This window comes from Pseudoxanthomonas sp. 134C1, assembly GCF_057773065.1.
The window spans coordinates 568,505-581,179 of the sequence record NZ_JBYMTH010000001.1 but is presented as its reverse complement, the minus strand read 5'-3'; the positions used below and the strand labels follow the sequence as shown (position 1 = coordinate 581,179).

At 67.7% G+C, this 12,675-nt stretch carries 11 protein-coding genes; 7 read left to right on the top strand and 4 right to left on the bottom strand.

The genetic code is table 11. The annotated features are described in order from the left end of the window. Positions 1-71 precede the first annotated feature (71 nt). Positions 72-1,205, top strand: a complete 1,134-nt coding sequence (locus AC3DEZ_RS02540) for a GGDEF domain-containing protein (protein ID WP_488386802.1) — start codon at positions 72-74, stop codon at positions 1,203-1,205. A 120-nt stretch (positions 1,206-1,325) separates the two neighbouring features. Continuing rightward, positions 1,326-2,489 carry a GGDEF domain-containing protein gene (locus AC3DEZ_RS02535; protein ID WP_488386801.1) on the top strand — a complete coding sequence of 388 codons (1,164 nt, stop codon included), beginning with the start codon at positions 1,326-1,328 and terminating at the stop codon, positions 2,487-2,489. Between the two features lie 103 nt (positions 2,490-2,592). On the opposite strand, the gene AC3DEZ_RS02530 is transcribed toward AC3DEZ_RS02535, so the two are convergent. After that, a complete protein-coding gene (locus tag AC3DEZ_RS02530) occupies positions 2,593-3,981 on the bottom strand; it encodes an outer membrane protein transport protein (RefSeq protein WP_488386800.1) in 1,389 nt (462 codons plus the stop codon). A 227-nt stretch (positions 3,982-4,208) separates the two neighbouring features. On the opposite strand from AC3DEZ_RS02530, the gene AC3DEZ_RS02525 reads away from it, so the two are divergent. The 4 genes from AC3DEZ_RS02525 to AC3DEZ_RS02510 all read left to right on the top strand — a co-directional run bounded on the left by AC3DEZ_RS02525 (position 4,209) and on the right by AC3DEZ_RS02510 (position 7,577). Next, positions 4,209-4,895, top strand: coding sequence for a rhomboid family intramembrane serine protease (locus AC3DEZ_RS02525; RefSeq protein WP_440469327.1), 687 nt, complete (start codon positions 4,209-4,211; stop codon positions 4,893-4,895). Positions 4,896-4,967: 72 nt separating this feature from the next. Then, complete coding sequence (locus AC3DEZ_RS02520; protein WP_488386799.1) at positions 4,968-5,288, top strand: DUF1820 family protein; 321 nt, start codon at positions 4,968-4,970, stop codon at positions 5,286-5,288. Between the two features lie 84 nt (positions 5,289-5,372). Then, positions 5,373-6,641, top strand: coding sequence for a cation:proton antiporter (locus AC3DEZ_RS02515; protein ID WP_488386798.1), 1,269 nt, complete (start codon positions 5,373-5,375; stop codon positions 6,639-6,641). Between the two features lie 78 nt (positions 6,642-6,719). Continuing rightward, positions 6,720-7,577 carry a class I SAM-dependent methyltransferase gene (locus AC3DEZ_RS02510; protein WP_488386797.1) on the top strand — a complete coding sequence of 286 codons (858 nt, stop codon included), beginning with the start codon at positions 6,720-6,722 and terminating at the stop codon, positions 7,575-7,577. A 12-nt stretch (positions 7,578-7,589) separates the two neighbouring features. Here the strand turns inward: AC3DEZ_RS02510 and AC3DEZ_RS02505 are convergent, their stop codons facing one another. The 3 genes from AC3DEZ_RS02505 to gpmI all read right to left on the bottom strand — a co-directional run bounded on the left by AC3DEZ_RS02505 (position 7,590) and on the right by gpmI (position 11,799). Next, positions 7,590-8,903 (bottom strand): S41 family peptidase, encoded by a 1,314-nt coding sequence (locus AC3DEZ_RS02505; RefSeq protein WP_488386796.1) that lies wholly within the window; start codon positions 8,901-8,903, stop codon positions 7,590-7,592. A gap of 95 nt (positions 8,904-8,998) precedes the next feature. Next, positions 8,999-10,249, bottom strand: a complete 1,251-nt coding sequence (locus tag AC3DEZ_RS02500; protein ID WP_488386795.1) for a murein hydrolase activator EnvC family protein — start codon at positions 10,247-10,249, stop codon at positions 8,999-9,001. Then, a complete protein-coding gene (gpmI, locus tag AC3DEZ_RS02495; RefSeq protein WP_488386794.1) occupies positions 10,246-11,799 on the bottom strand; it encodes a 2,3-bisphosphoglycerate-independent phosphoglycerate mutase in 1,554 nt (517 codons plus the stop codon). Before gpmI ends, AC3DEZ_RS02500 begins: the two co-directional genes overlap by 4 nt. Before the next feature lie 163 nt (positions 11,800-11,962). On the opposite strand from gpmI, the gene AC3DEZ_RS02490 reads away from it, so the two are divergent. Next, positions 11,963-12,625, top strand: a complete 663-nt coding sequence (locus AC3DEZ_RS02490) for a DUF4097 family beta strand repeat-containing protein (protein WP_488386793.1) — start codon at positions 11,963-11,965, stop codon at positions 12,623-12,625. Positions 12,626-12,675: the final 50 nt, after the last annotated feature.

The following is a 12,675-nucleotide window of genomic DNA, read 5'->3' as shown; positions in this document are numbered from 1 at the left end:
TTTTGTGACGTACTGCCGATAACATGCCTCAGGGGAACCGGGGGGGCCGGGGTCGGATGAGTTGGGCGGTATTGCTGACGCTGCTGAGCGATTGCCTGCTGGCGATCGTGCTGTTCGTCCTGTTCTGGTACGTGGCCCGGGTGTCGCGCAACGTCCAGGGCGTGCTGACCTGGGGCGCGGCGCACCTGATCTACACGATCGGGGCGACCCTGTTCGATGCCGGCACCGCCACGTTCTCCGAAGCGGGCCTGGCGACTGCCGCCCTGCTGTCCACTCATCTGGGTTCGGCGGTCCTCTGCGGCGGCATGGCGGGACTGGGCTGGGCCATCGCGCGGTTCACCCGGCGGCGCGCGTTGCACCCGGCCGAATTCGCGGTGGTTCCGATGGCCGTCGCGGTACCGCTGCTGGTCTGGGGTCTGGGGGGTGCCTGGGAGGCACAGAGCGTCGCGCTGAACTGTGTGGAGCTGCTGGTCCTGCTGTGGATCCTGTGGAACCTGCGCGTCCTGCGCGAAGACCCCTATCGACTGCCGGCGCGAATGATGATGGCCGGCTGCGCGCTGCTGGCCACCCTGTACGGCAGCGTGGTGCCCGGCTGGTCATTCAGCCAGTTCGGCTTCGACGAGATCTGGGTCAGCGCGGACCTGTCGATCTGGTTCATGCTCAATTTCTGCATGCTCATGCTGAGCAGCTTCCGCGCCGCCGAGTCGTTGAAGCTCAGCGCCATGTTCGATCCGCTGACCAGCGCCCTCAACCGGCGCGGCCTGCATGGCGAACTGAGTACCTGGCTGGAGCGCAACGATCGCGGGTTGACCGTGATCGCCATCGATCTGGACCATTTCAAGGCCGTCAACGACCGCCACGGCCACGACACCGGCGACCGGGTGCTGCAGCGTTTCAGCGAAACCGTGCGCAGCGGCCTGCGCAGCGATCAACTGTTCGCCCGCATGGGTGGCGAGGAGTTCGCGGTGGTGACCGTCGGCACCGATCGCGAGGCCGCGCGGCAATTGGCCGAACGCCTGCGCAACCAGATGATGCGGCTGGATTTCAGTCCGCCGGAGGGACGCCCGTTCAGGGTCACGATCAGCCTGGGTATCGCCATCGGCGACAGCGAAGGCGAGCCGTTCGCCGAGCTGATGCGGCGCGCGGACGACGCCCTGTACATGGCCAAGCGCAAGGGGCGCAACCGGGTCGAGATGCACCCCTGAGTTGCTCCCCGTCGCCGGTCCACGCACATTCCGGATTCGATATAGCCGGAATCCGCCGTGTTTTGCGTTGTGATGACCGAACAGGACGTTTATCCAGGCCACACGGGCGCTGCCGGCTTCATGACCACCGATTTCTACCACCTGCTGATCAGTGACTGCGCGCTGGCGGCGGTGTTGCTGGGCCTTTTCTTCTACGTGTCGCGGGTGTCACGCGGCGTGCGCGGCATCACCGCCTGGGGCGTGGCCCATTTCGTCTATTCGCTGGGCGCGGCCCTGCTCGACGGGACCGCGCAGACGCTCTCGCAATCGGGCGCGCCTGAATCCGCGGGCGCCGTCGCCGGCGTGGGCGGCCTGCTGGCCTGCACCGGCCTGGTCGGCCTGGCCTGGTCGGTCATCCAGTTCGTGCACCAGCGCGCGCTGCATGCCGGCGAACGCGCCTTGATGCCGATGGCCGTGGCGTTGTCGCTGGGCGGCTGGCTGATCCAGGGCGACAGCGATGCGCAGGGCGCGGCGATGAGCGCGGTGGAGGTGATCGTGCTCGCCATCGTGATCTGGCAGTTGCGCCTGCTGCGCAGCGGTCCCGATCACGTGCCGGCGCGGTTGATGATGATCGCCTGCGTGGCGCTGGTCTATCTCTATGGTCGGGATCTCGCCCATGCCCTGACCGGACGCTACGGGCCCAATCCTTCCTGGGTGAACGCGGATTTGTCGATCTGGTTCATGCTCAACTTCTGCATGCTGATGCTGGCCAGTTTCCGGGCCGCCGAATCGCTGCGCCAGAGCGCATTGTTCGATCCGCTGACCGGCGCGCTGAATCGCCGCGGGCTGGACAACGAACTGCGCTCGCGCGACCGCTTCGTCACCCTGGAAGGCGGTCTGGCGGTGGTCGCGCTGGATCTGGACCATTTCAAGGCGGTCAACGATCACCATGGCCACGACACCGGCGATCAGGTGCTGCGGCGTTTCTCCGACGTGGTGCGCGGATGCATCCGCAGCGATGATCTATTCGTCCGCCTGGGCGGCGAGGAGTTCATGCTGGTCCTGCGCGAGACCTCGCCGGAAGTCGCGCACCGGTTGGCCGAGCGCATCCGCACGCAGGTGATGGCGCTGGAGTTCGCCGCGCCGGCGTTCCGGGTCACCGTCAGCCTGGGCATCGCCCACACCCGCCATCGCCAGACCCTGTTCAACGACATGATGCGGCTGGCGGACGAGGCTCTCTACGCGGCCAAGCGCAACGGCCGCAACTGCATCGAACTGCGGTTGCATACGGCGCGGGCGCGCTGATCGGCGAACGCGCCGCAACCACCTCGCGCGCGGTTCTCATCGCGGAAAAAGAAAGCCCCGCCGAAGCGGGGCTTTCTGATTGCATCGGCAAAGCCGCTTTCGATCAGAACTTGTAATTGATCGAAGCCGCCAGCACGTCGCCCGCCACGTCGTAGGAACCGGACAGGGTGCTGCCGGTGGCCGACACCTGGTTGACGGTCGGGTCCTTGGTGAACAGGTGGGTGTAGCCGAAGCTGTACTCCGCCTTCTCCGACGGGGCCCAGGTCAGGCCGAGCGACAGCCACTTGCGGCTGGTGTCCGGCACGCGCACGTCGCGGTGCTCGGCGGTCGTCGGGGTCTGGTCGTAGGCCACGCCGCCACGCAGGGTCAGCGTGTCGCTCAGGCGATAGTCGGCGCCCAGCGAGCTGAAGGTGGTGTCGCGGTAGCGGAACGGCAGCACGTTGTTCGGCTGGTTGGAGGCGAAGTCGACCGTGACGGCGTCGAACGACGGCGCCCAGAAGGTGCGCGACACGTCGGCCATGATGGTCAGCTTGTCGTTGACCTGGCGGGTGAAGCTCAGGGTCGCCGAGGCCGGCAGTTCGATGGTGGCGCGGCCACCGGTGTTCACGAACACGCCGCGCGGCGCCATCAACGCCAGGCCCTGGGTGGCCTGGGTGTTGGTGGCGGTGAACTTGGCCTTGCCGTTGGTGATCTCGTGCTTGACCTTGGAGCGGTAGCTCAGGCCGAGGTGGGTCTGCTCGTTGACGCTGAACAGGCCGCCGACGGTGAAGCCCCAGTCATTGCTGCTGCCTTCCAGCTGCGAATAGACGTCGGCCGAACCCGGCACGAAGCCCATGCCGATCAGGGTCGGACGCTGCGCGACCGGCGCCGAGGACACCACCGCGGTGCTGAGGTCGACCATGTTGCTCAGGTCCACTTCCAGGCGCTCGACGAACACCGAGGCGCCGAACGACACGTACGGGTTCACGTCATAGGAGAAGGACAGGCCGAGGTCGGCGGTCTTCAGATCGGTCTTGACGCCGTGGTAGCGGCCGACCCAGTTGCGGTCGTATTCGGTCTTGAAGCCGAACGGCACGGTCAGCGACGCGCCCAGGTGGGCCTTCTCGCCGATCATGGTGTGGAAATACGCGGCCGGAACCGCCGCGATGGTGCCGGCGTCGCCGCCGTTGCCGCCGGTGAGCTGTGCGCCGGTGCCGGGACCGGTGACGAAGCTCGGCAGGCGGCCGCCGCCCTTGAAATCAGCCGCGAAGCTGATGGCGCTGACGTCGGCCTGGAACTGGGTTTCCTTCATGTGGCGCATGGCGGCCGGGTTGGTCGCGATGACCGAGGCGTCGCCGGGGGCGCTGCCGGAACCGGCGAAGGCGCGGCCGAGGCCCTTGGCGCTGTTTTCCTTCAGCTGGAATGCGGCGCCGTGCGCCTGACCGAAAGCCAGAACGCCGGCGATGCCGAAGGCCAGCGCGGAAATACGGGCAAAACTGTTGACGGAATGCATGGTGTCTCTCTCCGGAGGACGTGGGTTTACGGTCAATGCGCCGTTGGTTCGACCGGCGTTATGCCCGCCGGTTCGTCCGCCGGAAGCCCCTCCCGACATACGACGCCGTATGCAGTATACCCACGTCCGCTAACCGAAAGCTAACAAACTCATGGCAGGGTCCCGCGTAATTCCCTGAACAGGGAAAGGACACGTCGGACAGCCGCTGCGAGGTAAAGTGAGCCGGCATGTTCGTCTCCCTGCCCTCCCGTCGGAAGCCCTCCCTGCGCTGGGCCACGCCCACGCTGCTGGGGCTGCTGTGGCTGGCCTTCCTGTGGGCGGCGATGCAGCCGGATCGCGCCCGCCTGCTGCAGGAATGGGGTGCCTTGTCGGGCGGATTGACCTCGCTGCCGGCCTGGCTGGCCGATCTGCAGGACGGCAGCGTCCTGCGCCTGTTCACCGCATTGTTCCTGCACGCGGACTGGGCGCACCTGCTGGGCAACCTGGTGTTCCTGCTGATTTTCGGCATGCCGGCGGAGCGAACGATGGGTCCCTGGCGCTTCCTGGTGCTGTTCCTGCTGGGCGGGGCGGTCGCCAACCTGGCGGCGGTGCTGACCATTGGCGCTCCCGATCGGGTGGTGATTGGCGCCAGCGGCGCGGTCTCGGCGGTGATCGGCGCCTATCTGGCGCTGTTCCCGACCGCCAAGCTGGGCGTGGTGCTGCCGCTGGGCCTGTTCCTGGAGTTCGTCAAGGCGCCGGCCTCGCTGCTGATCGGCATCTGGGCGCTGCTGCAGGTCGTGTTCGCCTATACCGGTCCGGCCTTCGGCGCGGTGGCATGGTCGGCGCACATCGCCGGTTTCCTGTTCGGGGTGGTGTTCGCCCTGTTCGTCCGCGCCGCCATCGCCCGGCGCCTGCGCAAGCGGCAGGGCTATTGAACCCGCGACGGGACTGCCTCATTTTCAAGCCCACCGCATCGCATTCCAGTTACTGTTTACTGTCCCCGGCCCATGGCGAAGAAGCTCTACAAGGTCACCTTCCTCAACCACAACAAGGTCTACGAGTTGTACGCGGGCCACGTGGCCGCCAGCGGACTGTGGGGTTTCACCGAAGTGGGCGAGCTGGTGTTCGATCTGCATGACGGCCTGGTGGTCGATCCCACCGAGGAGCGGTTGCGCGACGAATTCGGCGGCACCCGGGTCCTGCACCTGCCGATGCAGAGCATCATCCGGGTCGAGGAAGTGGAGCGCAAAGGCCAGTCGGCCATCCGCGACGCCGCCACCGGCGAGAAAGTCGTCACGCCATTCCCGTTACCGGCCAAGCCGCGCTGATCGTCTCTCCGCGGTAACGCCCGCTACGCTCCCGCGCCCCTGTCGACCGCCTATGATGGCGCGTCGAGTCCCGGGGTCGTCTTGATGTCCACAGCGCAACTGTCCGTCTACTTCTTCCTGCAGGCGGGCGTCATCATCCTGGTCTGCCGCCTGGTCGGCCGGCTGGCGCAACGTTTCGGACAACCCCAGGTGGTCGGCGAGATGATCGCCGGCGTCACCCTCGGCCCTTCGCTGTTCGGCGCGTTGCTGCCGGAAACGCAGGCGCTGCTGTTTCCCAAGGCCTCGATGGACATGCTCTATGTCGCCGGACAGGTCGGCGTGGGCATGTACATGTTCCTGGTGGGTACCGAGTTCCGCGCCGACCATTTCCGTGCGCGCTACCGCAGCGCGATGGCCGTGTCCTGGGCCGGCATCCTGGTGCCGTTCCTGCTCGCCTTCGCGCTGGCGCCCTGGTTGCAGCATGTACCCGGATTGTTCTCGGAAAAAACCCGCTTCATCGAGGTGGCGCTGTTCCTGGGCGCGGCCATCGCCATCACCGCGTTCCCCATGCTCGCGCGGATCATCCACGAGCGTGGCCTAGCAGGCACGCCACTGGGCACCCTGGCGCTGACCGCCGGCGCCATGGACGACGCCGCGGCGTGGTGCATCCTGGCGATCGTGCTGGCGAGTTTCGGCGGCAGCTGGATGCAGGCCTGGCTGGCCATCGGAGGCGGCATCGCCTATCTGGCCTTCATGCTGCTGGCGGGCCGGCGCCTGCTGCAACCGCTGGCCGCCCGTGTTCCGGAACAGGGGCCGCTGCCGCCGTCGGTGCTGGCCTGGATCATGGCCCTGTTCTTCCTGTGCGCGTGGGCGATGGATGCCATCGGCATCCATGCGGTGTTCGGCGGTTTCATCCTCGGCGCCTGCCTGCCGCGCGGTGTGCTCACCGAACGCCTGCGCGAACTGCTGCAGCCGATGGTGGTGGTGGTCCTGCTGCCGCTGTTTTTCACCTATTCCGGCCTGAAGACCGAACTGTCCGTATTCCTGGATCCGGCGATGCTGCTGCCGGCGACGGCAATCCTGCTGGCCTCCTTCGGCGGCAAGGCCATCGCCTGCTGGGCGGCCGCCCGGTTGTCCGGCGAATCTCCGCACGACGCCAAGGCGATCGGCGCGCTGATGAATGCGCGCGGCCTGATGGAGCTGTTGATCATCAACATCGGATTGCAGGCGGGCGTGATCGAACCCGGGCTGTTCTCGATCCTGGTCATCATGGCGATCCTGACCACGCTGATGGCCACGCCGCTGTTCAACCGCATCATGCGCAATCACGGCGCGACCGCTGCGAAGGTGGCCGGCGATCCTTCCCTGCCTTGAGGGCGGGCGATACCGCGATGTGATCCTGCCGGAACCGGCGTTCTAGAATCGGCCTCCCATCCTTTCCCGCCATCCGCCATGCGCAAGGATCTTCACGAAGGCAATCGCCGGTCCTGGAACGCCGCGACCGTGGCTCACAACAGCCACAAGCGCGACCAGGCGGCCTTCTTCCGCGCCGGCGGCAGCACGCTGTTCCCGGAAGAGATTGCCCTGCTGGGCGACATTGACGGCCTGCGCCTGGTCCACCTGCAATGCAATGCCGGCCAGGACACGCTGAGCCTCGGCGGACGGGGCGCGCGGGTCATCGGTGTGGACATCAGCGACACCGCGACCGATTTCGCCCGCCGGCTGGCGCACGAGGCGGGCATCACGGCCGACTTCGAACGCGCCGATGTATATGACTGGTTCGAACACGCCCGGGACGCCGACAGGCGGTTCGACGTGGCCTTCAGTTCCTACGGTGCGCTCTGCTGGCTGTCGGATCTGGACGCGTGGGCGCGCGGGCTGGCGGCGGTGCTGGAACCCGGCGGACGTTTCGTCTGCGTCGAATTCCATCCGGTGGCGATGATCTTCGATCCACAGTGGCAACCGAAGTATCCGTACTTCGCCCATGGCGAGCCGCTGGTCTGGGAGGACGGCGTCAGCGACTACGTGGCGCTGTCCGGCGATGCGCTGTCGCCCTCGGGCAACGAGGCGGGCGTGCGGGACTTCCGCAATCCGCATCCGAGCTACGAGTTCCAGTGGAGCCTGGGCGAAGTGGTCGATGCGCTGCTGCGCGCGGGCCTGCGGCTGCGCCGCTTGCGGGAGTATCCCTACGCCAACGGCTGGCGCGGGTTCGACGGCATGCGTGAAGGCGAAGGCCGGCGCATGTATCCGCCGGCGACGATGCCGAGCCTGCCGCTGATGTACGGGCTGGTGGCGGAACGGCCGGCCTGAGGCCGGCTCCCCTCAGCGCCGGGTGGCGGGCGCCTTCGCGGCCGCGGACGCCACCTGCTTCTTCAGTTCGGCCAGGGCGGCGGCGATCGGCTTCTCGCCGTCGAGAACTTCGCCCGAGGCGTAGCCTTCCTGGCCTTCGTCATCGCCACGCAGATGGCCGGGCAAGGTGGCTTCGCTGTAATCGATGATTTCAGGCTGCTTGTCCACCGACTCCGGATGCAGTTCCACGTCCGGGACGATGCCGCGCGCCTGGATCGACTTGCCGCTGGGCGTGTAGTAGCGCGCGGTGGTGAGCTTCACCGAATCGCCGTTGTCCAGTGGCAACACCGTCTGCACCGATCCCTTGCCGAAGGTGCGGCTGCCGACGATGCGCGCGCGCTGGTTGTCGCGCAGCGCGCCGGCCAGCACTTCCGACGCGCTGGCCGAACCGGCGTCCACCAGCACGACCACCGGTGCGCCATCCAGCAGATCGCCCGGAGTGGCGTCAAAGCGCGAATCGCTGACCACGATGCGGCCGCGGGTGGACACGATATTGCCCTTCTCCAGCAGGTCGTCGGCGATCTGCACCGCCGCCAGCAGCAGGCCACCGGGATTGCTGCGCAGATCCAGCACCAATCCGCGCAGCTTGCCCTTCGCCTTCAGATCGGCGACGTGTTTCTGGAAATCGGCCGCGGTCTCGGTCTGGAACGCGCTGACACGAACATAGCCATAGCCCGGTTCGAGCAGGCGGCTGCGCACGCTGGCGATGCGGATGACATCGCGCACCAGGCTGACGTCGAACGGCTTGGCGGCGCCCTCGCGCACGAGGGTCAGGGTGACCTTGCTGCCGGGCTTGCCTCGCAGCGGCTCCATGCCGTCGGTCTTCTCGATCGGCTTGCCGTCGATGGCCACGATCACGTCGCCGGCCTTGACACCGGCCTTCGCCGCCGGCGTGTCGTCGATGGGCGAGACCACCAGCAGGGTATTGTCCGGCTGCTGCAGCAGATCCACGCCGATGCCTTCGTAGGCGCCGGAGGTCTGCTCGTCGTATGCCTGCGCGTCTTCCTTGTCGAAATAGATGCTGTGCGGATCCAGATCCAGCAGCAGGCCACGGATGGCCGACTGCATCAGCTTGCGATCATCGACCGGCTCGACATAGGCCTCCTTGACCGCGTTGAACACCGCCACGTACCGGCGGATTTCCTCCAACGGCACTTTCGAGGGCGCGGTTTCCGCCGCGGAGGGGTCGTCGCTGGCGCCCACCTCCGGTTCCTTGGCGGTCTCTTGCGCGAGCGCGGGTGCGCCGGCGAGGGCGAGCAGCAGGGCCAGGGGCAGGGATGAACGCATTGAAGCTCCGTGGGGAAAGCGGCGGATCATGGACTCCGCGCGGTCCATGAAGTTCGCCCGATTATGCGCGAACCGGCCGTGAATGGCGCCCCGGTTCAGCGCCGCTGCAGCCAGCTGCCCGGATCCACCGGCTGGCCGTTTCGGCGCAGTTCGAAATAGAGCGCCGGCGTGCCCTGCCCGCCGGATGTGCCGACCTTGGACACCGGCTCCCCGCGCTTGACCCGATCACCGGTGTCGCGCAGCAGGCTTTCATTGTGCGCGTACAGGCTCATGTAGCCATTGCCGTGGTCGACGATCAGGATCAGGCCGTATCCGGTCATCCATTCGGAGAAAACCACCGTGCCGTCGGCCACCGCGGTCACCGTGCTGCCGGCGGGCGCACCGATCAGCACGCCCGAGCTGGTGCGTCCATCCGGCATCCGTCCGCCATAGCGGGCCAGCAGGTTGCCGGACAGCGGCCAGCCCAGGCCGCCGACCTTCAATGCCGGCGCGTTGGCGACTTCCGGACGCGGGCGCGCCGGGGTTTCCGTGCCTCGGGTCGTACCCTGGCGAGCCTGCGCGCGGGCTCGCTCCTCGGCCGCCTTGCGTGCGGCCGCCTTGCGCTCGGCCTCGGCGCGCGCCGCCGCCGCACGCAGGTTGGCGAGCAGGCGCTCCAGCGAACGCACGTCCTGGCCGAGCGCCTTCTCCCGGACCGAACGATCCTGGTAGCGCTGATCGAGATCGGCCATCAGCTTCGCACTGGTCTGGCGATCACGCTGCAACTGGTTCACCTGTCCGCGCAGACGCTGGCGATCGGCATCCAGTTGCGCGCGCCGCGTGGCGATGTCCTGCTCGACCTGCGCCAGTGCCTGCAGCTCGGTGGTCAGGCTCTCGATCCGCGCCGCCCGGTCCCGCTGCAGGTAACCGTGGTAGGCCAGGGTGCGGCTGGCATCGGCGGCCCGGTCCTGCGACAGCAGGACTTTCAACGGTGCGTCGCCCCCGCTCGTGTAGGCCGAGCGCACCAGCGCGGCCAACTGCTCGCGCTGTCCACCCAGATGCTTCAGCATCTGCTCGCGTCGCTGCTGCAGCTCGGCCAGCGCGGTTTCCTCGCGCCGCAGCGAGGACTCGGTCTCCGACAGCGTGCGGCTGCTGCGGCCGACCTGTTCGTCGGCCGCGCGCAGTTTGCGCGAAGCGTCGCCGCGCTCGCCCTCCAGTTTGCGCCGTTCCTGGGCGATCGATTTCAGTTCGCCGCGCGCCTTCTCCAGCCGCTTCTGCGCGTCACGCTGGCTCTGCGCCAGGGTGCCGCCGCTGATCATGGCCAGCGTGATCAGCAGGGCGATGCCGGCGCGGAGCGGACGCGGGATCATTGCGCGGCGGCGATCAGCGACTGGCCGGACATCTCGGCCGGCTGCGGCAGACCCAGCAGATCCAGCAGGGTCGGAGCGACGTCACGCAGCGCGCCGCCCGCGCGCAGCCTGGCCGCGCGCTCGCCCACGTACACCAGGGGTACCGGCCCGACGGTGTGCGCGGTGTGCGGCTGCCCGGTTTCCGGATCCCGCATCATTTCCAGGTTGCCGTGGTCGGCGGTGATGATCAGCGCGCCATGCGCCGCGCGCACCGCCGCGTCCACCGCGCCGATGGCCTGGTCCACCGCCTGCGCGGCGAGAATCGCGGCCTGCAGATCGCCACTGTGGCCGACCATGTCGGGATTGGCGATGTTGCAGATGATCACGTCGAAGCGGCCGGAACCGATCGCGTCGACCAGTTTGGCGGTCAGTTCGGGGCAGCTCATCTCCGGTTGAAGGTCGTAGGTCGCGACCTTGGGACTGGGCACGAGGATGCGTTCCTCGCCGGTGAACGGATCCTCGCGGCCGCCGCTGAAGAAGAACGTCACGTGCGCGTACTTCTCGGTCTCGGCGATGCGCAGCTGGGTCAGGCCCTGCTCGGCCAGCAGTTCGCCCAGCGTGTGCCGCAGATCATCCGGCGGGAACGCCACCGGCGCCGGCAATTTCGCGTCGTACTCGGTCAGACAGACGAAACGCGAAAGCCGCGGGCGGCGCGCCTGGAACCCGTCGAAATCCGGCGATACGAACGCCGCGGTCAGCTGGCGTGCGCGGTCGGCGCGGAAATTCATGAACACCACCGCGTCGCCATCGGCCATCGGCTCGGTGCCGTCGATCACCGTCGGCAGCACGAATTCGTCGTTCTCGCCGCGCGCGTAGGCGGCCTCCAGCGCGGTCACGCCGTCGGCGGCGTGGTATTCGCTCTGCGCCTCGACGATGGCATCCCAGGCCTTGCGCAGGCGATCCCAGCGCTTGTCCCGGTCCATCGCGTAGTAGCGGCCGCTGACCGTGGCCAAGCGGGCATTGCCCAGCCCGGCACACCGCTCCTGCAGCGCGCGCAGGCTCGGCTCGGCGGACCGCGGCGGGGTGTCGCGGCCATCCAGGAAGGCATGCACGGCGACCTTCTGCACGCCGCGGCGATGTGCCAGATCGAGCATGGCGAAGATATGGTTTTCGTGACTGTGCACGCCGCCCGGCGACAGCAGGCCGAACAGGTGCAGGACATGCCCGCCCGCCTTGGCGGCGTCACAGGCCGCCACCAGTTCGGCGGTCTCGAAGAAACTGCCATCCTCGATGGCGGCGTCGATCCGGGTCAGGTCCTGGTAGACGATCCGGCCCGCGCCCAGATTCATGTGGCCGACCTCCGAATTGCCCATCTGGCCATCCGGCAGGCCCACGTGGCGACCCTCGGTGTGGATCAGGGTATGCGGCGCCGTTGCCAGCAGGCGTCGCCAGTTCGGCAGGTCCGCCTGCGCCAGCGCGTTGTCGGTGGGGTCTTCGCGATGGCCCCAGCCATCCAGGATCAGCAGGACGACGGGCTTGGGGCGCGGGGAGGCGGACGGTGATGGGGACACGGTGGGGGTTCCGGTGACTTCAGGCAGGTGAAGATTGTAGCGAAGCATGCTGCGATGGCGGCGTTACCCTGAACGCGGCCGCCCCAGCGCTTCGCGCGGCGATTTAAACCCTGGCGGCCGCACCGGCATCCAACCCGTAACTTTCGACGAACAGGACTTCACCATGACCCGCACATCCTCTGCCCTGCTGCTGACCCTGGCGCTGGCGGCCACGCCCGCCTTCGCCGGTAATGACATCTCCAAGGTCAACGGCTCCATCACCGCCCAGGCCGGCCAGAACCATGGCGATCTGAGCACGGTGAACGGATCCATCACCGTCGAGGACAATGCCACGACGGGCTCTGTCGAAGCCGTCAACGGCTCGCTCAAGATTGGCGACGGCGCCCGCACCGGCGGCATCGAGACGGTCAACGGCGGCATCCGCGCCGGCAGCAAGGTCCAGGTGGATGGCGACGTGGAAACCGTCAATGGCCCGATATTCCTGGATCGCGGCAGCCGCGTGCGCGAAGGCGTCTCCACCGTCAACGGCGCCATCGGTCTGGTCGGCACCGAAGTGGGCGGCGGCATCGAGACGGTCAATGGCGACATCACCGTCGGCGTGGATTCGCACGTGCGTGGCGGGCTGAAGGTCGAGAAGCCCAAGGGCAACTTCAACATCGAGCGCAAGCGTCCGCCGCGCATCGTGATCGGCCCGAACGCCACCATCGACGGTCCGCTGGTGTTCGAACGCGAAGTGGTCCTGCACGTCCACCGTACGGCCAGGATCGGCCCGGTCACCGGCGCCACCGCCCGGCCGTTCGACACCCCGACCGCACCGGCCGACTGAGCGCCGGGCACATCGCGCGGGACGATCGCATACACTCGGGATTCCTGGAT

Bases quoted from the DNA above. Each gene is read 5' to 3' on its own strand.
- AC3DEZ_RS02535 (WP_488386801.1), top strand. From the start codon at position 1,326: ATGACCACCGATTTCTACCACCTGCTGATCAGTGACTGCGCGCTGGCG.
- AC3DEZ_RS02530 (WP_488386800.1), bottom strand. From the start codon at position 3,981: ATGCATTCCGTCAACAGTTTTGCCCGTATTTCCGCGCTGGCCTTCGGC.
- AC3DEZ_RS02525 (WP_440469327.1), top strand. From the start codon at position 4,209: ATGTTCGTCTCCCTGCCCTCCCGTCGGAAGCCCTCCCTGCGCTGGGCC.
- AC3DEZ_RS02520 (WP_488386799.1), top strand. From the start codon at position 4,968: ATGGCGAAGAAGCTCTACAAGGTCACCTTCCTCAACCACAACAAGGTC.
- AC3DEZ_RS02515 (WP_488386798.1), top strand. From the start codon at position 5,373: ATGTCCACAGCGCAACTGTCCGTCTACTTCTTCCTGCAGGCGGGCGTC.
- AC3DEZ_RS02510 (WP_488386797.1), top strand. From the start codon at position 6,720: ATGCGCAAGGATCTTCACGAAGGCAATCGCCGGTCCTGGAACGCCGCG.
- AC3DEZ_RS02505 (WP_488386796.1), bottom strand. From the start codon at position 8,903: ATGCGTTCATCCCTGCCCCTGGCCCTGCTGCTCGCCCTCGCCGGCGCA.
- AC3DEZ_RS02500 (WP_488386795.1), bottom strand. From the start codon at position 10,249: ATGATCCCGCGTCCGCTCCGCGCCGGCATCGCCCTGCTGATCACGCTG.
- AC3DEZ_RS02490 (WP_488386793.1), top strand. From the start codon at position 11,963: ATGACCCGCACATCCTCTGCCCTGCTGCTGACCCTGGCGCTGGCGGCC.